This is a genomic window from Hahella chejuensis KCTC 2396 (assembly GCF_000012985.1).
Classification (GTDB): Bacteria; Pseudomonadota; Gammaproteobacteria; order Pseudomonadales; family Oleiphilaceae; genus Hahella; species Hahella chejuensis.
In genome coordinates this window covers 2751515-2770993 of sequence record NC_007645.1, presented here as the reverse complement: position 1 = coordinate 2770993, position 19479 = coordinate 2751515, and the positions used below count along the sequence as shown (strand labels likewise).

15 protein-coding genes are annotated in these 19479 nt (G+C 53.1%); 4 read left to right on the top strand and 11 right to left on the bottom strand.

The window, feature by feature from the left end; genetic code table 11:
• Positions 1-45 precede the first annotated feature (45 nt).
• Positions 46-1944 (bottom strand): DNA internalization-related competence protein ComEC/Rec2, encoded by a 1899-nt coding sequence (locus HCH_RS12200; RefSeq protein WP_274377850.1) that lies wholly within the window; start codon positions 1942-1944, stop codon positions 46-48.
• A 429-nt stretch (positions 1945-2373) separates the two neighbouring features.
• Here HCH_RS12200 and HCH_RS12195 point away from each other — a divergent pair, with 429 nt between their 5' ends.
• The 3 genes from HCH_RS12195 to HCH_RS12185 all read left to right on the top strand — a co-directional run bounded on the left by HCH_RS12195 (position 2374) and on the right by HCH_RS12185 (position 4979).
• The gene (locus HCH_RS12195; protein ID WP_238384993.1) at positions 2374-3024 is read left to right on the top strand and encodes a DUF2062 domain-containing protein; all 651 of its coding nucleotides are present in this window, start codon (positions 2374-2376) and stop codon (positions 3022-3024) included.
• 83 nt (positions 3025-3107) lie between these two features.
• Positions 3108-4220 carry a 3-deoxy-7-phosphoheptulonate synthase gene (locus HCH_RS12190; protein WP_011396553.1) on the top strand — a complete coding sequence of 371 codons (1113 nt, stop codon included), beginning with the start codon at positions 3108-3110 and terminating at the stop codon, positions 4218-4220.
• A gap of 12 nt (positions 4221-4232) precedes the next feature.
• Positions 4233-4979: a glycerophosphodiester phosphodiesterase gene (locus HCH_RS12185; protein ID WP_011396552.1), complete on the top strand. Its 747-nt coding sequence runs from the start codon at positions 4233-4235 to the stop codon at positions 4977-4979.
• Between the two features lie 55 nt (positions 4980-5034).
• Here HCH_RS12185 and sthA read toward each other — a convergent pair whose 3' ends face one another.
• From sthA to HCH_RS12135, 10 genes are all read right to left on the bottom strand, one after another.
• The gene (gene sthA / locus HCH_RS12180; RefSeq protein ID WP_011396551.1) at positions 5035-6429 is read right to left on the bottom strand and encodes a Si-specific NAD(P)(+) transhydrogenase; all 1395 of its coding nucleotides are present in this window, start codon (positions 6427-6429) and stop codon (positions 5035-5037) included.
• A 190-nt stretch (positions 6430-6619) separates the two neighbouring features.
• On the bottom strand, positions 6620-6862 hold the full coding sequence (nqrM, locus tag HCH_RS12175; protein WP_011396549.1) for a (Na+)-NQR maturation NqrM: 243 nt from the start codon (positions 6860-6862) through the stop codon (positions 6620-6622).
• A gap of 4 nt (positions 6863-6866) precedes the next feature.
• Positions 6867-7790 carry an FAD:protein FMN transferase gene (locus tag HCH_RS12170; protein WP_011396548.1) on the bottom strand — a complete coding sequence of 308 codons (924 nt, stop codon included), beginning with the start codon at positions 7788-7790 and terminating at the stop codon, positions 6867-6869.
• 121 nt (positions 7791-7911) lie between these two features.
• The gene (gene nqrF, locus HCH_RS12165) at positions 7912-9138 is read right to left on the bottom strand and encodes an NADH:ubiquinone reductase (Na(+)-transporting) subunit F (RefSeq protein ID WP_011396547.1); all 1227 of its coding nucleotides are present in this window, start codon (positions 9136-9138) and stop codon (positions 7912-7914) included.
• A gap of 30 nt (positions 9139-9168) precedes the next feature.
• Positions 9169-9780, bottom strand: a complete 612-nt coding sequence (gene nqrE / locus HCH_RS12160) for an NADH:ubiquinone reductase (Na(+)-transporting) subunit E (RefSeq protein WP_011396546.1) — start codon at positions 9778-9780, stop codon at positions 9169-9171.
• A gap of 2 nt (positions 9781-9782) precedes the next feature.
• Positions 9783-10448 carry an NADH:ubiquinone reductase (Na(+)-transporting) subunit D gene (locus tag HCH_RS12155; RefSeq protein WP_011396545.1) on the bottom strand — a complete coding sequence of 222 codons (666 nt, stop codon included), beginning with the start codon at positions 10446-10448 and terminating at the stop codon, positions 9783-9785.
• A complete protein-coding gene (locus HCH_RS12150) occupies positions 10441-11250 on the bottom strand; it encodes a Na(+)-translocating NADH-quinone reductase subunit C (protein ID WP_011396544.1) in 810 nt (269 codons plus the stop codon). The genes HCH_RS12155 and HCH_RS12150 overlap by 8 nt, the downstream gene beginning before the upstream one ends.
• The gene (locus HCH_RS12145) at positions 11243-12442 is read right to left on the bottom strand and encodes an NADH:ubiquinone reductase (Na(+)-transporting) subunit B (protein ID WP_011396543.1); all 1200 of its coding nucleotides are present in this window, start codon (positions 12440-12442) and stop codon (positions 11243-11245) included. Before HCH_RS12145 ends, HCH_RS12150 begins: the two co-directional genes overlap by 8 nt.
• Positions 12443-12445: 3 nt before the next feature.
• Positions 12446-13789 carry a Na(+)-translocating NADH-quinone reductase subunit A gene (locus HCH_RS12140; protein WP_011396542.1) on the bottom strand — a complete coding sequence of 448 codons (1344 nt, stop codon included), beginning with the start codon at positions 13787-13789 and terminating at the stop codon, positions 12446-12448.
• A gap of 417 nt (positions 13790-14206) precedes the next feature.
• Positions 14207-15679 (bottom strand): glyceraldehyde-3-phosphate dehydrogenase, encoded by a 1473-nt coding sequence (locus tag HCH_RS12135; protein ID WP_011396541.1) that lies wholly within the window; start codon positions 15677-15679, stop codon positions 14207-14209.
• A gap of 208 nt (positions 15680-15887) precedes the next feature.
• Here HCH_RS12135 and mfd point away from each other — a divergent pair, with 208 nt between their 5' ends.
• Positions 15888-19337 (top strand): transcription-repair coupling factor, encoded by a 3450-nt coding sequence (gene mfd, locus HCH_RS12130; RefSeq protein ID WP_011396540.1) that lies wholly within the window; start codon positions 15888-15890, stop codon positions 19335-19337.
• Positions 19338-19479 lie beyond the last annotated feature (142 nt).

The window sequence follows — 19479 nt, the reverse complement described above, 5'->3', positions numbered from 1 at the left end:
GGAAAGTAATCTTAGCCCCTTAAAAGCACGGGGCTGTTCACAGAATCAGCGATTCTTATCCAGCGTCATCCAAACCTCGTCCAAAGGTCCGCCAAACTGTATTTTAATTGCGCCTCCGGCTTCTTCGATCGACACCTGAACAGCACCGACCTGAGCCGTGTTATAGAAAATCGCATCTCTGCGTACAAACCAATCTCGCACCAACTTGTGCGGATGCCCAAAGGGATTGAGATAACCTGCAGAGGCGATAACGACCCGGGGCGACACAGCGGACGCAAACTCAGGCAAAAAGCTGGAGGCGCTACCATGATGCGGCGACACCATTATGTCAGACGCCAGTTTGCTTTTAGCTTCGGTCAATAGCGCCCGTTGCGCTGACGCTTCAATGTCTCCTGTCATCAGTATGCCCAACTCTCCCACCGTCAAGCGTATAACGCAGGAGCGATTATTGCTTTTCCCACTCACTTCCTTCAGGGGCCAAAGGACCTCCATTTTCGCCGCGCCGACCCAATAATCGGCCCCTGCGACACAGAGACTGGTTCCCGCCACTCTCTCCGGCTCGCCAGATAACGCGGACGCTACGGCGAAAGTTGAACGCACAGCATCCCAACCGCCAGCGTGATCGCTATCTCCATGACTGATGACAGCGTACTTCAGCCCTTCGACGCCAACAGACCGCAAATAGGGCCCGACCACAGCCTCGCCGGCGCTCCATCCATCAACGAACCCTGGCCCAGCATCATACAAAACCGTCTCACCGCGGCTTTCTATAACAGACGCCAATCCCTGCCCCACATCCAGCAAGGTATAGCGGAACCAAACCGGTTCATCTTGCTCGCGCATCCCCATTCCAAGCAGAGCGAGCAGTCCGACGAACCAGACGGCGCCCGGCGCCCGCATAGCCGCCGCCGTACAGATTCCGACAAAGATGAACCCGACTGACGCCAGCGTCGCCTCCAAAGGAGCCTGCAAAATGGGACCCAGCGAGGCCATCTCAGCCACCCGCCAGAATCCATCCAGGCAGACATCCGTCATCCGCAGCAGCACCTCCCCACCCGACGGCCAAACCAGACCCACGACAAGCGCCAGCAATCCCAAGGGAACCACAATTAGCGTAATTAACGGAGTTGCAATGAGGTTAGCCAATGGAGCCGACGACGGGATCTGCTGAAAACTTATTGCAAGAAACCCCGCAAGCCCAATGGTCAAAACCATTTGCGACCGCCATAGCGCTCCCCATTTTGAAAAGGACTGCAGCGGCCGATGACTAAACGCGGCAAATAGCAACCCAACCGCCACAAAGGACAGCCAAAACCCTGCGCTCCAAGGCGCGAGAGGGTCCAGTAATAAACTGCAGGAAAGAACGGCGATAAAGAAGGTCGATGGCAATATCCGGCGACGCAATCGCAGCATAAGCAGTGCGAAAGACACAGCCAACGAGGCTCGCAAAGCAGGCAGGCCGTAATCGATCAGAGCGACATAGGAAAGTATCGTCAGTATGGTCAGGCCACATGCAATCCAGTCGGCGAACTGTCGCGGGAGCCAGCAAAACATCCAGCGAAGGGTGAACATAACCAACATGGCTATCAGCCCGATATGAAGGCCTGATATCACCAATAGATGCGTTAAACCCGAGCGCCTCAGCACATCCCATTGCGACTCATCCAGCTCGGAGCGAACCCCCAGAAATAGCGCCAAGAAGCTTCGCTGACGCGCCATCGACTCCGTTATCGAACGGACTTGGTCTCGTATACGGGATCGGAGGTTAGTCAAACTATCCATAACCCCATCCGCCTGATTTATCCTCCAGGATTCAATGGAACCCTGAACAATGGAGCCTCTGGCGTACAGACCAGACCGCCATAGTTTCTGCCAAGCCCACGGTTCATGAAAGTTTTGTAATGGCCGAAGGTCTTTTAACTTCGCCCGAAGGGAATAGCGCATGGATTCATGCAACGCCATGTCGCAATAATAGCAAGTTAAACGCACCACCCTGCCCGCTAACTCAGGCAGCAAAACGCCACCCTCACGAGCTTCAACGACACAGAAGGAAAAGGACTGCACGTTACCGGCGCGCACGGGACCACATACCCTGCCATGCAGTTGCAACGATTCGCCAAGCAGTGACGGAGGCAGGGGTTCCGCAATATTTTGTAATCGAAATCCGGCGAAAATGACCCCAAACAGAAACAATGCCGGGGTATAATAGCGACCTCGGCCGCTGAGACTCCCCGCAATAATGCCCAGCAAGGCTAAAATGCTTAGAAAGGGGAATATCCAGACATATCGGGAAATGAATGAAAGCCAGTGATGGCCGAATAAAAAAACTGTTAGCCATCCGGCTGTTAGCGCGAGCATCCATGTGCGCATCGGTTGTTCCCTAAATTTACATTACACTCTAATATATGGCGGCTTTTTTCGGAGCAGCACTCTATACGACTTTCACGCGGTTGTAACCAGCAAATGCCTAAAGATTTCATCAAGAAGTGGATGCCAAATCCACACAAGCTCAGAGAAAACAAGTCACTGCACTTTTTAGGCGATATCTTACACGAGCCCAATCTCTGGCATATCAACCGCCACGCCGTCGCCAAGGCCGTTCTGGTCGGCGTGTTTTGCAGCTTTATTCCCATGCCTTTTCAGATGGTGGTGGCCGCCTTCATCGCTGTCTGGGTGAATTGCAACCTACCTCTGGCTGTCGCACTTGTATGGATTAGTAACCCCGTCACCATGCCGCCTATTTTTTATTTCAATTATTTGGTTGGCGCGCATATTTTAGGCATGCCTAAAGTTCACTTTGAATTTGAACTCAGTTTCGCCTGGCTGGGAGAGAAGCTCTATCAGATTGGGCTGCCGCTCTATTTCGGCTCATTCATATGCGGGCTATTCTTTTCCGTGCTGGGATATGTTGTCGTTGAGTACCTGTGGCGCCGAAAAATCAGGCATGACTGGCGCAAACGACAAGAAAAACGCGCTGCGCGTCGCGCATCTGGCATGGCCTGCCAAAACACCAAAGCCCAATAAGGAATATCGCCGCCTCAGCGGCGAAACAATAAGCACCGGACCCCGTCCACCCCAAGAGTCCACCCATACCTCAGGAAACCGCAATGCTGATCATTCTTCACCCTGATACCGACATCTCCTCGGAAGCTTATAGAGAAACTCTGAACTTTATTGACGCGTTGCCAGGCGTCGCCAGCAAAGTGCATGAAATTCAGGGCAGGCAGCAGAAGCTGACGGAAATTTATCTTCTTGGCGACACCAAAAAGCTGAACGCAGAAGAGTTAGAAGCCCTACCCGCCGTTGAGAGAGTCGTACGTATTTCTGAAGAATACCGCATTCTTGGCCGCCACGCGGACAGCAAGCGCACCACCGGATTTCACTATAATGGACTGACTTTCGATCAAGAGAGCTTCCATGTATTCGCGGGTCTTTGTGCGGTGGACAATCCGACTCATGTCGAGGAAATGATGCGCGCCCTTAAAGAGAACGGTCAGCAATGCACCCGTATGGGCGCTTATAAGCCGCGCACCAATCCGTACACGTTTCAAGGCCACGGCAAAGACTGTCTGCCTTATGTATTCGAACTGGCGGGCAAGTACGGCATTAAAGTAATCGCTATGGAGATTACCCACGAAAGCCACATCGAAGAAATTGACGAATGCCTGGAGAAAACCGGTCGTCCTACAGGCGTCATGCTGCAAATTGGAACTCGCAATACGCAAAACTTTGAACTTCTCAAAGCCATTGGCAGACAAAAAGAATATCCAGCGCTTCTGAAAAGAGGATTCGGCATCTCTCTGAATGAATCCCTTAACGCAGCGGAGTACCTCGCAAGCGAAGGCAACGCCAATGTCGTCTTCTGTCTGCGCGGAATGAAAACGGACGGCGGCGCGCCCCATCGCAACCTGGTGGATTTCGCTCATGTCCCTGTCATCAAACGCCTGACCCGCATGCCTGTTTGCGTGGACCCGTCGCATTCTGTTGGCAATCATGAGCGCGCGCCTGACGGAATACTGGAAGTCACCCACGCCACTGCCCAGGGAATCATCGCGGGCGCCAATATGGTTCTGGTGGACTTCCACCCTCACCCATCCAAAGCGCTGGTGGATGGCCCCCAGGCTCTGACCCTGCCGGATTTGCCAGCCTTTCTGGAGGATGCGAACTTATGCAGGGAAACCTATCTTAAACGCCAAGCAATCTATAAAAAGATCATTTAACGGAAACTTAATATGATTATTGTGGGTCATCGGGGCGCCAAGGGCGAAGCGCCGGAAAATACCGTCGCCGGCTTTGTTCATCCCTATCGGGAAGGCATCCGCAATTTTGAGCTGGATCTTCAGCTCAGCAAGGACGGCCACTTAATGGTCATTCATGATAAAACCACTAATCGCACCACCGGCCACTCAGCCAAAGTGGCGGAGCTAACGGCGGCGGAATTGGGCGATTTGGACGCCGGACTTCATATCCCACCCTGGCACGAGCCAGCTCCCGTACCGACGCTACAGGATATCCTGGCGGTTTGTCCCGAGTTCCAGTCGATACAGCTGGAAATCAAGACCGACACCAAACCCAGACTGAACATACTCTGTAATAGACTGGTGGAGCTGATCCAACATGAAAAGCTGTTTGGGCGCGTCGTCGTTACGTCATCCAACTCTTGGGTGCTGCAGCAGATCAAACGACTGAATGCCTCCATCGACACGGGATATGTCGCGGAGAAACGCTTTCCAGGACCGGTACAAACTGCACTCAAGCTAAACTGTCGAATGCTGGTGCTGTATTACAAGCTGGCCGATGAAGAGCTGATGGCTGACGCCAGAAAAGCCGGACTGGAAGTCTCAACCTGGACGGTGAATATGATTCCTGACGTGTTACGCCTGCAGGAACTGGGCGTACACAGCGTGATCACCGATTACCCCTGCCATGTTCTCAAATACTTGAAAACCCAGCAGCCGCATCTCACCCACGCGCAGTAGTCGCTTTTACGACAGAAGGCGAGCGGGACGCACAATCCCCCTCGCCTAAGCCCGATCAAAATATCCGATTAAGGCCGTTTAACGCCGCAACCCGATAGGCTTCCGCCATAGTGGGATAATTGAATGTCGTGTTTACAAAATACTCGATGGTATTCAGTTCGCCAGGCTGATTCATGATCGCCTGTCCGATATGCACGATCTCAGAAGCCTGGTCGCCGAAGCAGTGAATCCCCAGCAACTCCATGGTTTCGCGATGGAATAGCAGCTTCAGCATACCGACCGTGTCGCCAGTAATCTGCGCGCGCGCCAGATCCTTGAAAAACGCCTGCCCCACTTCGTATGGCACCTTGGCTTCCGTCAGTTCCGCTTCTGTCCGACCAACCGAACTAATTTCAGGAATCGTGTAAATCCCTGTAGGCACATCGGTAATAAAGCGGAAAAAATCGTCTTTCACTATTTCCGACGACGCTGAACGCCCCTGATCATAGGCGGCGCTGGCCAGGCTTGGCCAGCCGATCACATCGCCCGCCGCAAATACGTGAGGGATCTTGGTGCGGTAATGGTTATCCACCGCCAATTGTCCGCGAGCATTAGGCTCCAGTCCGATATTCTCCAGCCCCAAATTATCGGTATTGCCGGTGCGACCGTTACACCAAAGGAAGGCGTCAGCGCGAATACGCTTGCCGGATTTCATCGTCAATACAACGCCATGATCATCGCCGACCACACTATCGTATTGCTCATTATGACGCACCAACACCCCGTTATCCCTCAGGTGATAACTCAATGCGTCCGAAATTTCCCCATCAAGGAAAGACAGCAAGCGCTCGCCAGGATTAATAAGGTCCACTTTGACGCCCAACCCGACAAAAATGGAGGCGTATTCACAACCGATTACCCCGGCCCCGTAAATAATCAGCGTTCTGGGAGTATGACTCAGCTTGAGAATACTATCGCTGTTATAAATACGACGATGCGTGAAATCTACGTCTTCAGGCAGATAGGGCCTGGAGCCTGTCGCGATGACAATCTGCTTGCCATATAAGACTTCTTTGCCGTTGAGGCCGCCCCGTACTTCAATGCGATTTTCATCAATAAAACTGGCTCGACCGCGATACAGATCCACTCTGTTGCGGGCGTAAAACTGGGTACGGATTTTTACCTGCTTGCCGATTACCCGCTCCGCGTTTTGCAGGACTCTGGGAAAAGAAAACCAACGCGGCTCCCCGATATCCCGGAACATGGTATTGGTATTGAACTGGATGATTTGCTTGACTGCGTGACGCAACGCTTTCGACGGAATCGTGCCCATATGGGTGCAGTTACCGCCAACCTGACTTTTATCCTCAATCACTGCAACGCGCTTGCCGTGCTTCGCAGCATTCATCGCCGCGCCTTCCCCGGCCGGCCCGGCGCCAATTACAACCACATCATAACGATATTCAGCCATGCGCTATCGGTCTCCTGAAACCCTATTCCGCCGGATCGCAGCCGCCGCAGGCCGCCAGACGGAACATCTTTATAATTAACGACTTAAATCGCGACGCCAGATAAGCGCATCGTCGCGTGCGACAACTTAATCGCAACCCGCTGAACGCCAAAGAGGCATTCGGCGGATTTGCTTCTATATGGTAAGCGCATCACCCCTTACGGGTGGCGTCGTATGCGAGATCTTCGGCCTGCGCCTGAGATTGCTTGGCGGCCTCCGTCTCTTTTTCACATTTGTTTTTGTCGCCGCCGCAAATATCGCAGGCGACTTCCATACCTAATGCGCTCATACCGCCACACGAACCTGAAATAGGCTTGCGGCCAAGGATGACTCCAATGGACATGGCCAAAACGATGAGCAGCATGACGCCGAACACAACAAGGAACACATACATTGCTCTACTCCTCCAATCGTTTGATACGTTTCAAAAACGCGGGAGACGTTTCTTCTACAAACTTACCGTCCCGCCGAACAATAAACAACACAGCGATATCGTTATTGACAGCAACGTCCATGCCTTGTTCCGGTCCCATCACCATAAAGGAAGTCGCCAATGCGTCCGCGCGCGCCACTGTATCGTCGATGACTGTCACGGAGGCCAGGTTGTGGCCAATCGGTTTGCCGGTACGGGGGTCAATAGTGTGGGAGTAACGTACGCCATCTTCTTCGAAGTAATTACGATAGTCTCCGGAAGTGGCAACCGCGCCTCTATCCATTTCCAGCACGTTCTGAGTCCGCCTTTCACCCACTATCGGCGACTCTATGGCTATCCGCCAGGGCTGGCCGTCTGGTTTATGACCACTCAGCATGACTTCTCCGCCGACCTCGACCAGATAATCAGTAACTCCCTGCGACTCTAGGTACTTGGCCGCCAAGTCAACGGAATAGCCTTTGGCGACGGCTGAGAGATCAACGTACATCGCCGTCTCTTTGAGGACTTTGTCGCCTTCCGCCTGATATTTGAGATGTTGATAGCCGACTTTGGACAACCCGCTGGATAGCAAGGCGTCATCCGGAATCTTAATTGGACGAAGATCAGGACCGAAGCCCCACAGATTCACCAACTTACCCACCGTAATGTCAAAAGCGCCGCCACTGATATCGCTCACGCCTTGTGCAATTTGAAATACTTCAAACGTTTGAGGCGAGAAGTCAAACCAGTTTCCAGGCTCAGACTGATTAAAGCGACTTAACTCCGACTCGGGCTTATAAGTCGACATTAGGCGATCAACGAGTTGCAGTTGCGCCAAAACGCCTGCCGCCAGCTCCTGCTCCGAATCGCCCGAATCAGACACCCATTTAACATGATAGGTCGTACCCATGATCTTGCCCTCAGAAGAGTGCAACTCCGGGCCAGAATGAAAGCAGCCCGCCAATGCGAGACTGCTTGAGAGCAGTAAGGCACTGGCGGGCTTTCTGATTTTAAGGAACGAAAAAGTAATGTTAACCACCAAAATCGTCTAACAGAATATTCTCGTCCTCAACCCCTAGATCTTTCAGCATCTTGATAACTGCAGCGTTCATCATAGGCGGACCGCACATGTAGAACTCACAGTCTTCCGGCGCTGGATGCTCCTTGAGGTAGTTTTCATACAGTACGTTGTGGATGAAGCCTTTGTAACCCGTCCAGTTATCGTCGGGCAACGGGTCAGACAGAGCCACATGCCACTGGAAGTTGTCGTTTTCCGCCGCCAGGCCGTCAAAGTCGTCTACATAGAACATTTCACGACGGCTGCGAGCGCCGTACCAGAACGACATCTTGCGACTGGTCTTGATGCGCTTCAACTGATCGAAGATATGCGCGCGCATTGGAGCCATACCGGCGCCGCCGCCAACAAATACCATTTCCGCATCAGTTTCCTTGGCGAAGAACTCACCAAAGGGTCCGTATACCGTTACCTTGTCGCCAGGCTTCAAAGAGAAAACCCAGGAAGACATTTGGCCAGGCGGGAAGTTAGTGCCTGGAGGCGGTGTGGCAATACGGATGTTGAACTTCAATACGCCACGCTCTTCTGGATAGTTCGCCATAGAGTAAGCACGGATGACCGGCTCTTTCACGACGGAACGGAAGCGCCACAGATTGTGCTTGTCCCAGTCTTCGCGGAAGCGCTCTTCAATCTCAAACTTATCGAAAGTGACGTCGTATGCCGGGGTTTCCAGCTGTACGTAACCGCCAGCGCGGAAGTCTACGACTTCGCCGTCAGGCAGTTTCAATACCAGCTCTTTGATGAAAGTGGCGACGTTGTGATTGGAAACCACCTCGCACTCCCACTTCTTCACGCCAAAGACCTCTTCCGGCACCTCGATTTTCATGTCCTGCTTAACAGCAACCTGACAGGACAAGCGCCAGCCTTCTTTTTCTTCGCGACGCGTAAAGTGCGCTCTCTCCGTCGGCAACATAGAGCCGCCGCCGTCAAAAACCTTACACTTACACTGCGCGCAGCTACCGCCGCCACCACAGGCGGACGATAAGAACACGCCCTCTCCAGCCAGAGTCTGCAGCAGCTTGCCGCCAGCCGGCGTTTTGATTGTGTGTTTGGGATCGCCGTTCACCTCAATGGAGACGTCGCCCGAGCTGACCAGTCTTGCGCGCGCCGCCAGGATCACCGCCACTAGTGATAGCACTATGGCGGTGAACATGACTACGCCCAATATGATTTCAGTGTTCATTTGTTATCAACCTTCACCTGTTCGGACCGATTACAGAGAAATGCCTGAGAAAGACATAAAGCCAAGCGACATCAGACCAACGGTGATGAAGGTGATGCCCAGACCACGCAGGCCTTCTGGAACGTCACTGTATTTCAGCTTCTCTCTGATTCCGGCCAGAGCGATGATCGCCAGCGCCCAACCCAATCCAGCGCCAAAGCCATACACCAGACTCTCTCCGAATGTGTAATCACGCTCAACCATGAACAAGGAAGCGCCCATGATCGCACAGTTAACGGTAATCAGCGGGAGAAATACCCCCAGCGCGTTATAAAGCGCAGGGAAGAACTTATCCAGCACCATCTCCAGTATCTGTACGATAGCGGCGATAACGCCGATATAGGTCAGCAATCCAAGGAAACTCAGATCCACGTTCGGCAAGCCCGCCCAGCTCAGCGCGCCTTCGCGCAGCAAGCCGTTGTAAATGGCGTTGTTAACAGGAACGGTGACGGAAAGAACGACCACCACCGCAATCCCGAGACCAATAGCCGCCTCCATCTTTTTGGACAGAGCCAGAAACGTACACATTCCCAGGAAGAAGGCCAAGGCCATGTTTTCGACGAATACCGCCTTAATAAGGAGGCTCAGGTAATGCTCAAACATGCTTAAAACGCCTCCTTAACTTTGTGCGCGGAAAGCTTGTACTCCGGCGCTTCCACCTGCTCTTTCTTCCAGGAACGCAAGCCCCAGATGATCAAACCGATGATAAAGAATGCGCTTGGAGGCAACAGCAGCAGACCGTTCGGCTGATACCACCCGCCATTAGCTACAGTCGGCAGGATTTCCGCACCGAACAGCTTACCAGCGCCGAACAGTTCGCGAACTGTGGCGACGATCAGCAAAATAGCGCCGTATCCAGCGCCGTTGCCAATCCCGTCCAAAAAGCTCAACACTGGGCCATTCTGCATAGCGAAAGCTTCCGCACGCCCCATTACGATACAGTTGGTGATAATCAAACCAACAAATACCGAGAGCTGCTTACTGATTTCGTACGCGTACGCTTTCAGCACCTGATCCACCACAATTACCAGTGAAGCGATGATAGTCATCTGCACGATAATCCGGATGTTGCTCGGAATATGTGAACGGATCATTGCGATAAAAAAGCTTGAAAAAGCGGTTACCAGCGATACGGCGATAGCCATAACCAGCGACAACTGCAAACTGGTCGTTACCGCCAAAGCAGAGCAGATGCCCAGGATCTGCAAAGCAATCGGGTTGTTGGAGAAAATTGGCTCTAGAAGAACCTTCTTCGGCGTTGCGTCAGACATTTCCTGCCTCCCCGGATCTTACCCTTTCCAAATACGTTTTGAACCCGCTCTCGCTCAACCAATAGTGGAGCAGATTTTCTACGCCACGGCTGGTGAGACTGGCGCCAGACAAGGCGTCCACAGAGTACTTAGCGTCGGACGCCGACGGATTCACACCCCCTTTCACCAATCGCACGGCTACATCAAAGTTGTCGTCATAGACTTCTTTACCAGGCCACTGCGATTTCCAGTTGGGATTATCCACTTCTCCACCCAGGCCAGGCGTTTCGCCATGCTCATAGAAGCCAAGCCCGACCACGCTGTCGCCGTCCGCCTTCAGAGCAAGGAAGCCGTACAGGGTGGACCACAGACCATAACCTTTTATGGGCAGAATCACCCGGGTCAGCTTATCGCCTTCCTTAACCAGATACACTTTCGCGTAGCGCTCACGACGCTTGATCCCGGCCAGGTCTTCACCTGACGGCAACACTTTGGAAAGCGCAGGGTTTTGGGAGGATTTTTTCTGATCAAACGCATCTACGCTCTCAAAACCGATGTCTTTAGGCTCTACATACTTACCTGTGTCAAGATCGACGATTTTGGGGGTGATTTGCGCAAATTTCTCCTCAACCTCTTTCTTGGTGGGAGCCGCACTCAACATACCTGCGGCGCGCAGAATATTTTCCTTCAGGTTCAATGTTTTATTTTGAACCTGTATCGGCTTCAGCAGAACAACTGAGGCGGATACGAAAATCGAACAGACGATACACAGCGCCAGCGCGACGATGACCGTCTTTTGAATGGAATCATTTGACTTAGACACGCGCCAGCCTCCGTTTGATATTGGCCTGAACCACCAGATGGTCGATAAACGGCGCAAACAGGTTCGCGAACAAAATCGCCAACATGATGCCTTCGGGGAAGGCCGGGTTGATCACGCGAATCAGCACCGTCATCAAACCCACTAATATACCGAACGCCCATTTACCGGTATTGGTCATGGAAGCGGAAACAGGGTCAGTCGCCATAAACATCATGCCGAACGCAAAGCCGCCCAACACAAAATGCCAGTGCGCAGGCACCTGGAACATCGGGTTGGTGTCAGAGCCAATCATGTTCAACAATGTGGCCGTCGCCGCCATTCCCAGGAAAACACCAGCGACAATACGCCAGGATGCAATCCCCATAACCAATAGCACAGCGCCGCCTATTAAAATCGCCAGAGTGGAGGTTTCACCTACGCTCCCCTGCTGGAACCCCAGGAAGGCGTCCATCCAAGTGATGCTGGTGTTAAGCGCGTCCATTCCGCCTGAAGCCGCGACGCTCAAGGGCGTAGCGCCACTAAAGCCATCAACCGCAGTCCAGACGGCGTCGCCAGAGATCTGCGCCGGATAGGCGAAGTACAAAAACGCACGACCCGTCAAAGCAGGGTTCAGGAAGTTCTTACCTGTACCGCCAAAAACTTCTTTACCAATCACGACGCCGAAGCTGATGCCCAGAGCCACCTGCCACAAGGGAATGGTCGGCGGGCATACCAAAGCGAACAGAATAGAGGTAACAAAGAAGCCTTCATTGACTTCATGCTTTCTGATGGTCGCAAATACGACTTCCCAGAAGCCGCCTACAACGAAGGTGACAGCGTAGATAGGCAGGAAGTAAACCGCGCCATAGATGAAGTTATCCCAAATACTCGCGGCGTCATTGCCCGCCAGCATGGCGATAATGACGCCATGCCAGTCCATGTCCATTGTCAGACCGTTGGCGGCGAGATAGGTATTGGACTGGTACCCCACGTTGTACATGCCGAAAAACATGGCGGGGAATACGCAGAACCACACGGTGATCATGATACGCTTCAAGTCAACGCCGTCGCGCACATGCGTATTGGCGGAGGTTACCTTGGAAGGCGTATAGAAAATGGTGTCGACTGCTTCAAACAGCGCGTACCACTTTTCGTATTTGCCGCCTTTCTCAAATTGCGGCTCAATCTTGTCAAGAAATTCTCTCATTCCCATGCATCAACCCTCTTTCTCAATGCGAGTGAGGCTATCGCGAAGAATAGGACCGTATTCGTATTTACCCGGGCACACGAAGGTGCAAAGGGAAAGGTCTTCTTCATCCAGCTCCAGACAACCCAGCTTTTGCGCCATCTCTGTGTCGCCGACGACCAGAGAGCGCAGTAGTTGCGTCGGAAGAATGTCCAACGGCATCACCTTCTCATACGAACCAACGGGAACCATGGCCCGCTCGCTTCCGTTAGTAGTGGTGGTGAAGTTGAACAACTTGCCTGGATTAAGCTTGGAAAGGTAAATGTTCAGCAAAGAGTACTTATTGGAGCCTGGCGACAGCCAGCCCATGAACTCACGCTTGTAGCCCTCTTCAAGGCAGGAAATCTGATTGGCGAAGCGCCCAAGAAAAGACACGTTGCCTTTTGCATTACGGCCGCCAAGTACAGAACCGGAAATCAAACGCACGTCGGATGATTTCAGCTCGCCTTCCGTCAACTGGGCCAGAGAGGCGCCCGTGCGGGTGCGCAACAGACGAGGCTTACTGACCATTGGGCCCGCCAGCGCGACCACACGCTCAACGGACTTACGCCCGGATGTGAACAGGCGACCAATAGCGATTACATCCTGATAGCCTATCGTCCACACAAATTTAGACGCGTTCACAGGATCAAGGTAATGGATATGGGTGCCAGCCAGACCGGCGGGATGAGGGCCGTCAAACTGCTCCTGCACGGCGTTGGAGCCGCTGGGCAGGTCGTAATTGACGCCAGCGCGAGCGCATACGAAGACTTTGCCGCGGGTCAGTTTGCCCAAGACAACCAAGCCGTTTTTAAAGTCGGCTTTGGCTTCGTTGATAATGACCGCCGGATCGGCGCTCAGAGGATGGGAGTCCATCGCCGTCACAAAGATGGAGTGAGGCTCCGCGTCAATGGCCGGAGCCTTGCTGTACGGACGCGTTCTCAGCGCGGTCCATTCTCCAGAGCCGACCAGGTTTTCAACAACTTGTTCGCGAGACAGGTTGGGCAGTTCCTCGGGGCTGAACTGTGCGAACTGTTCGCTGTCGTCCCCCTCTATGTCGATAACGATCGACTGAAACACCCTACGCTCGCCACGGTTCACCGCTGAAACAACTCCGCTCGCGGGCGAAGTGTAACGGACGCCTTCCGTTTTTTTATCAGTAAATAGAAGCTGGCCGCACTTGACACGATCGCCTACCTTTACTTCCATGGTAGGTTTCATGCCGTTGTAGTCAAATCCGATTAAAGCAACCTGCGTTACAGGTTTACCGTCTTCAATGACTTGTGCAGGCGCTCCGGCTATTGGAAGATCCAAGCCTTTCTTGATCTTGATCATCAGCCCCGCCTAATCATCAGAATAATTGATTTACAGCCACCACGAATGCGCTCTTGTGATTGGAATTTAGGATTGCCCTTGTTGGAGGGATGCACAGGATGGCCGACCAAAAAACGCCATAATTATAGTGACGCAAATCCGGATTTTCTACTACGCCGGGCGAGCTTCTCCGGCCAATCCCCTATTTTTTCAGTGAATTCAGTCTATAAGCGGCTCCGCTGAGGTTTATTACCATCGAATTACAAATGTTCGAGCGCATTTCCCAGATAATATGGCAGGCCAGCCAACTTAGACTTTAGTATTAGGCGAAGTAATTCTGGCGCTTAAAATCATTCGCGCCCATAAAAAAGCGGGCTCAATGGCCCGCTTTTTCTAACCGGTTGGTCAACCTTTCACGGCCAACGTTACGATTATTTTTTAACCCATGGTTTTTGGGTAAACAGTATAGGCGACGCCCGCCATTTGATTCACTACGCGCACTACCTGGGCACTGTATCCAGCTTCATTGTCATACCAAACATACAGCACGGCGCGATTGCCGTTGACGATGGTCGCTTGGGCGTCGACGACGCCAGCGCGGCGCGAACCGACAAAGTCAGTGGAAACCACTTCAGGGGAGTTAACGAAATCAATCTGTTTCTGCAAATCGGAGTGCAGGGACACATCGCGCAGGTAGCCGTTAAGCTCTTCCACGGAAGTGTCGCGCCCCAGATTCAGGTTCAGAATAGCCAGAGAAACGTTCGGCGTCGGTACGCGAATCGCGTTGCCGGTCAGCTTACCAGCCAGCTCGGGCAGCGCTTTGGCGACAGCCTTGGCGGCGCCTGTTTCTGTGATAACCATGTTCAGAGGCGCGCTGCGTCCGCGGCGGCTGCCTTTGTGGTAGTTATCGATCAGGTTCTGGTCATTAGTGTAGGAGTGGACGGTTTCAACGTGGCCGTCTTTGATGCCGTACTCGTCATTCAGCGCTTTCAGTACCGGCGTAATGGCGTTGGTCGTACAGGACGCCGCCGAAAGAATGCGATCTTCCGCAGTGATCAAATGGTTGTTGATGCCATATACGATGTTCTTGATCGAGCCTTTGCCGGGCGCGGTCAACAGCACGCCTTTGACGCCCTTGCACTCCAAGTGACGGGACAGGCCCGCTTCATCGCGCCACACGCCGGTGTTGTCGATAACGATGGCGTTGTCGATGCCGTACTGGGTGTAATCCACTGCATCCGGGCTATTCGCATAGATAACCTGAATGTAATTGCCGTTGGCGATAATAGCGGACTCTTTCTCATCCACGGTGATCGTACCCTGGAAAGAACCATGTACGGAATCGCGACGCAGCAGACTGGCGCGTTTTTCCAGATCGTTTTCCGCATTGCCTTTACGCACGACAATCGCACGCAGGCGCAGATTCGCTCCACCGCCGGCTTTCTCGATAAGAATTCTCGCCAGTAGCCGACCGATACGTCCAAAACCGAACAACACGACGTCTTTGCTTTCCCCGGAAGTCCCCATACTTCCCTCGACGGCGCATTTCCCAACCACTTCGTCCAGCTCGCTGCGCACGAAATCTTCCAGCGCAACCGTGTCTTTTATTTTTTCGTATTTAATGGCGAGCTTGCCGATATCTACGTGAGCGTGCCCAAGTTCCAGTTCGTCCAGCAGCTTTAATATAGGGTAAGTATTGTGCACGGACAGTTCATGTTCAGCCACCTGACGCACAAAGCGGTGCGCTTTTAACAGGCCGATCACTGAACGGTTGATGATTGGGCGACCATATATGGATGTGATGACGTTATATTTTCTGTACAGTCTTCCGATCAGGGGAATCATCGCTTCAGCGACGGTTTCGCGTTCCTTCCATTCCCCAAAACAAGCATCCAATTTTTCTTGACTCACTTTCATGCACCTCTCGTCTGCGCAAATCGGGCGCTCATTATCCCTTTTCAAAACATCCGAAGCAATTTAGGCTCCTTGATTTTTAACGCTTTCCAGGGCTTTGCGAGGCCCTTACACAAGTGGACTGGCTATCACGTTTTCGGGGTTTGGTTGTGATTTTACGAAACAATTGTAGAATGCCCCTTGACTTTAAGGTGGAGATATAAAGTTGACAGAACGGCGCCAACTTCCTTCAAATTCAACGACTATCAAGTACTGGCCTCAGGCCGTCGGACAGTCAGACGCTTACATTCTGGCGCAGGCGCTCAAAGAGCAAAAACGCCTGTTGGTGGTAATAACACCAGATATGCCCTCGGCGGATCAGCTCGAATCGGCGGTAAAATTTTTTTTAGGGGATGCGAAAAAAAATGAGAGCACGCCCCCAATTTTGACTTTGCCGGACTGGGAAACCCTCCCTTACGATACTTTTTCGCCTCACCAGGACATTATTTCCCAACGTATTCAGACCCTGCATAACCTACCGACTTGCGCCAGCGGCCTGCTTATCGTTCCCCTCAGCACCATCATGGTGCGTTTGGCGCCGAAAGAGTTTGTGCAACGCTCCACCCTGATCCTTCGTAAAGGTCAGCCGCTCAGGATAGACAGTTATAGATCTGAGCTGGAGCAAGCCGGGTATCGCTGCGTGGATACCGTCTATGAGCATGGCGAATTTGCGGTCAGAGGATCGATTCTCGATATATTTCCCATGGGCTCCAAAGCGCCCTTCCGTATCGACTTATTTGATGAGGAAGTCGAGACTCTGCGCCAGTTTGACCCGGAGACTCAACGTTCCGCCAGTCAGGTAGATGAAATCAGCCTGCTGCCCGCGCATGAGTTTCCCCTTAATGAAGCCTCCATTCAGTTGTTCAAAGACAACTTCTACGAGAAGTTTCCCGGCGCTTCACGCAACATCCCGTTGTTGCAAGACATCAGTCGTGGTATTGCTACGCCCGGACTGGAGTATTACCTCACTTTATTTTTCACCGAAACCGCCAGCCTGCTGGATTATGTCGCCAGGGACGCCTGTTTCGCCCTTTACGACGGATTACATGAGAAAGCACTGCACTTCTGGAAAGATCTGGAGCAGCGCTACGAAGATCTGCGCCACGATATTCAACGCCCCATTTTACCTCCGGCGGATATCTATCTGCGGGTTGAAGAGCTGTTCGAAGGGTTGAAGCAGTTTCCACGCGCGCAGTTCAGCGCCAAGTCCGAGGAGTCCGACAAACCGTTCGCGCCCCTCCCCCATCTGGCCTTGGACGCCAAGAAAGAGAATCCATTACAGGCCATTGATTGCGCCCAACAGGACACCGGTTACAAGATCATCCTGTGTGCTGAATCCGCTGGACGCCAACAAGCGTTGATGGACACGTTCAAAGAACATGGCAGACCGCTCACGTTGCTGGAGTCCTGGGAAGCGTGCCTGAATTCTAACGAGCGATGGAATATTACAGTAGCGGAGCTGGCGAAGGGCTTCGCTGACAACGAGAACCAGATTCTGGTTGTCGCGGAAGCCGATCTATATGAAGGCAGAGTCCTGCAGCGTAGACGGCGCAAGCGGGCGCAGGAAAGCCCGGAAAACATCATTCAGAACCTGACCGAGCTGAAGCTTAATGCGCCGGTCGTACATATCGATCACGGCATCGGCCGCTACAAAGGTTTGCAGTCACTCGAAGTGGATGGCCAGAAGCAGGAGTTTCTGGTGCTGGAATACGCCAACGAAGCCAAACTTTATGTGCCGGTTTCCTCTCTGCACCTGATTTCCCGCTACGCCGGACTTGACGACAAGCTCGCGCCGATCAATAAACTCGGTACGGATCGCTGGTCCGCCGCCAAGCGTCAGGCAGCGGAAAAAATCAAAGACAGCGCAGCGGAACTGCTGGAAATTTACGCCAAACGGGAGCTACATACAGGTTACGCCTGCCCGCCGCCGGACGAGCATTATCGCGCCTTTTCCGCCGCCTTCCCGTTTGAAGAAACGCCAGATCAGGCCACCGCCATCAACGCGGTTTTGCAGGATATGATGAAGCCTCGCCCCATGGACCGTCTGGTCTGCGGCGATGTAGGATTCGGTAAAACGGAAGTCGCCATGCGCGCCGCATTTCTCGCCGCACACGCAGGGCGCCAGGTGGCGATACTGACGCCCACCACTCTGCTCGCGCAGCAGCACTTTCAGTCCTTCCAGGACCGTTTCGCGGACACGGCGATCAATATCGAACTGATCTCTCGCTTTCGCAGCGCCGGCGATATAGAGAAAGTCAAAGACAAGCTATCAGACGGCAAAGTCGACATTCTCGTCGGCACCCATAAGCTGCTGCAGAAAGACATCCAGTTTAAGAACCTCGGCTTATTAATCATCGACGAGGAGCATCGTTTTGGCGTGCAACAAAAGGAGAAGGTTAAATCTCTGCGCGCCAACATCGATATACTCACCCTGACCGCGACGCCGATTCCGCGAACCCTGAATCTTTCCTTTCAGGGCGTGCGCGATTTGTCGATTATCGCTACACCGCCGGAGAAACGCCTGTCCGTTAAAACCTTCGTGCAGGAGCACAACAACAGCATTATCAAAGAAGCCGTGCTGCGGGAAATTTTGCGGGGCGGTCAGGTGTTCTTCCTGCATAACGAAGTTAATACCATTAATAAAGCCGCCTCAGAGCTGCAGGAGATGGTTCCGGATGCGCGCGTGGCTGTCGCCCATGGCCAGATGCGGGAACGCGAACTGGAAAGGGTCATGTCGGATTTTTACCATAAACGCTTCAATGTGCTGATGTGCACCACGATCATTGAAACCGGTATCGACATCCCCTCCGCCAACACCATTATCATCGAGCGCGCGGACAAATTCGGCCTGGCGCAGTTGCACCAGTTGCGAGGCCGGGTCGGGCGCTCTCATCACCAGGCCTACGCCTACCTGCTGACCCCGCCGCCACGCAACCTTACTGAGGACGCCAAAAAGCGATTGGACGCCATCAGCAGCGCGCAGGACCTGGGCGCTGGATTCACCCTCGCCACCCACGATCTGGAAATTCGCGGCGCCGGGGAGTTGCTCGGCGAGGAGCAAAGCGGGCATATCCAGAACATAGGTTTCACTCTTTACCTGCAATTATTGGACGCCGCCGTCAAAGCCATGCGCGAAGGCAAAGAGCTGGATCTCACCCAGCCTATCGACCAGGGTTGTGAGGTCAATTTGCGCTTGCCCGCTTTGATCCCCGACGACTATCTGCCGGATGTCCATAACCGCCTGATTCTGTATAAGCGCATCGCCAGCGCCAAGGACGAAGACGCGTTACAGTCCATGCAAATTGAGATGATAGACCGCTTTGGTCTCTTGCCTGACGCGACCAAAAACCTGTTCCGTCAGGCGCATTTGAAACTGACCGCCGACAGGCTGGGCATGGCCAGAATTGATATTGGCGCCAAGGGCGGCGTAATCGAATTCAACGCTAAAACCACCATCGAGCCGATCAAGCTGGTCAACCTCATTCAGCGCGAGCCCAAGCACTACAAACTGGACGGCGGCTCCAAGCTACGCGTCACTCGCTCATTGGAGGACAAGGAGGACCGTATGCAATTCGTGGAAAAACTTCTGAAATCCTTCGCTCCCGCCCGCGCTTAACCCCGCCGGGCGGCCCCGGCGCCGGGGAAATGTAGTATACTTTGTGAGGGTTTGTTGATAGATGGCCAGCCCCATCGGCGATATCGACTCACCCTGGCTTTTATTCCCTGGCGCACGCCTTCCAAATCACAAAACAAAAGAA

Coding starts and splice junctions, on each gene's coding strand:
- HCH_RS12200 (WP_274377850.1), bottom strand. CDS start 1,944: ATGCGCTATTCCCTTCGGGCGAAGTTAAAAGACCTTCGGCCATTACAA.
- HCH_RS12190 (WP_011396553.1), top strand. CDS start 3,108: ATGCTGATCATTCTTCACCCTGATACCGACATCTCCTCGGAAGCTTAT.
- HCH_RS12185 (WP_011396552.1), top strand. CDS start 4,233: ATGATTATTGTGGGTCATCGGGGCGCCAAGGGCGAAGCGCCGGAAAAT.
- sthA (WP_011396551.1), bottom strand. CDS start 6,429: ATGGCTGAATATCGTTATGATGTGGTTGTAATTGGCGCCGGGCCGGCC.
- nqrM (WP_011396549.1), bottom strand. CDS start 6,862: ATGTATGTGTTCCTTGTTGTGTTCGGCGTCATGCTGCTCATCGTTTTG.
- HCH_RS12170 (WP_011396548.1), bottom strand. CDS start 7,790: ATGGGTACGACCTATCATGTTAAATGGGTGTCTGATTCGGGCGATTCG.
- nqrF (WP_011396547.1), bottom strand. CDS start 9,138: ATGAACACTGAAATCATATTGGGCGTAGTCATGTTCACCGCCATAGTG.
- nqrE (WP_011396546.1), bottom strand. CDS start 9,780: ATGTTTGAGCATTACCTGAGCCTCCTTATTAAGGCGGTATTCGTCGAA.
- HCH_RS12155 (WP_011396545.1), bottom strand. CDS start 10,448: ATGTCTGACGCAACGCCGAAGAAGGTTCTTCTAGAGCCAATTTTCTCC.
- HCH_RS12145 (WP_011396543.1), bottom strand. CDS start 12,442: ATGGGAATGAGAGAATTTCTTGACAAGATTGAGCCGCAATTTGAGAAA.
- HCH_RS12140 (WP_011396542.1), bottom strand. CDS start 13,789: ATGATCAAGATCAAGAAAGGCTTGGATCTTCCAATAGCCGGAGCGCCT.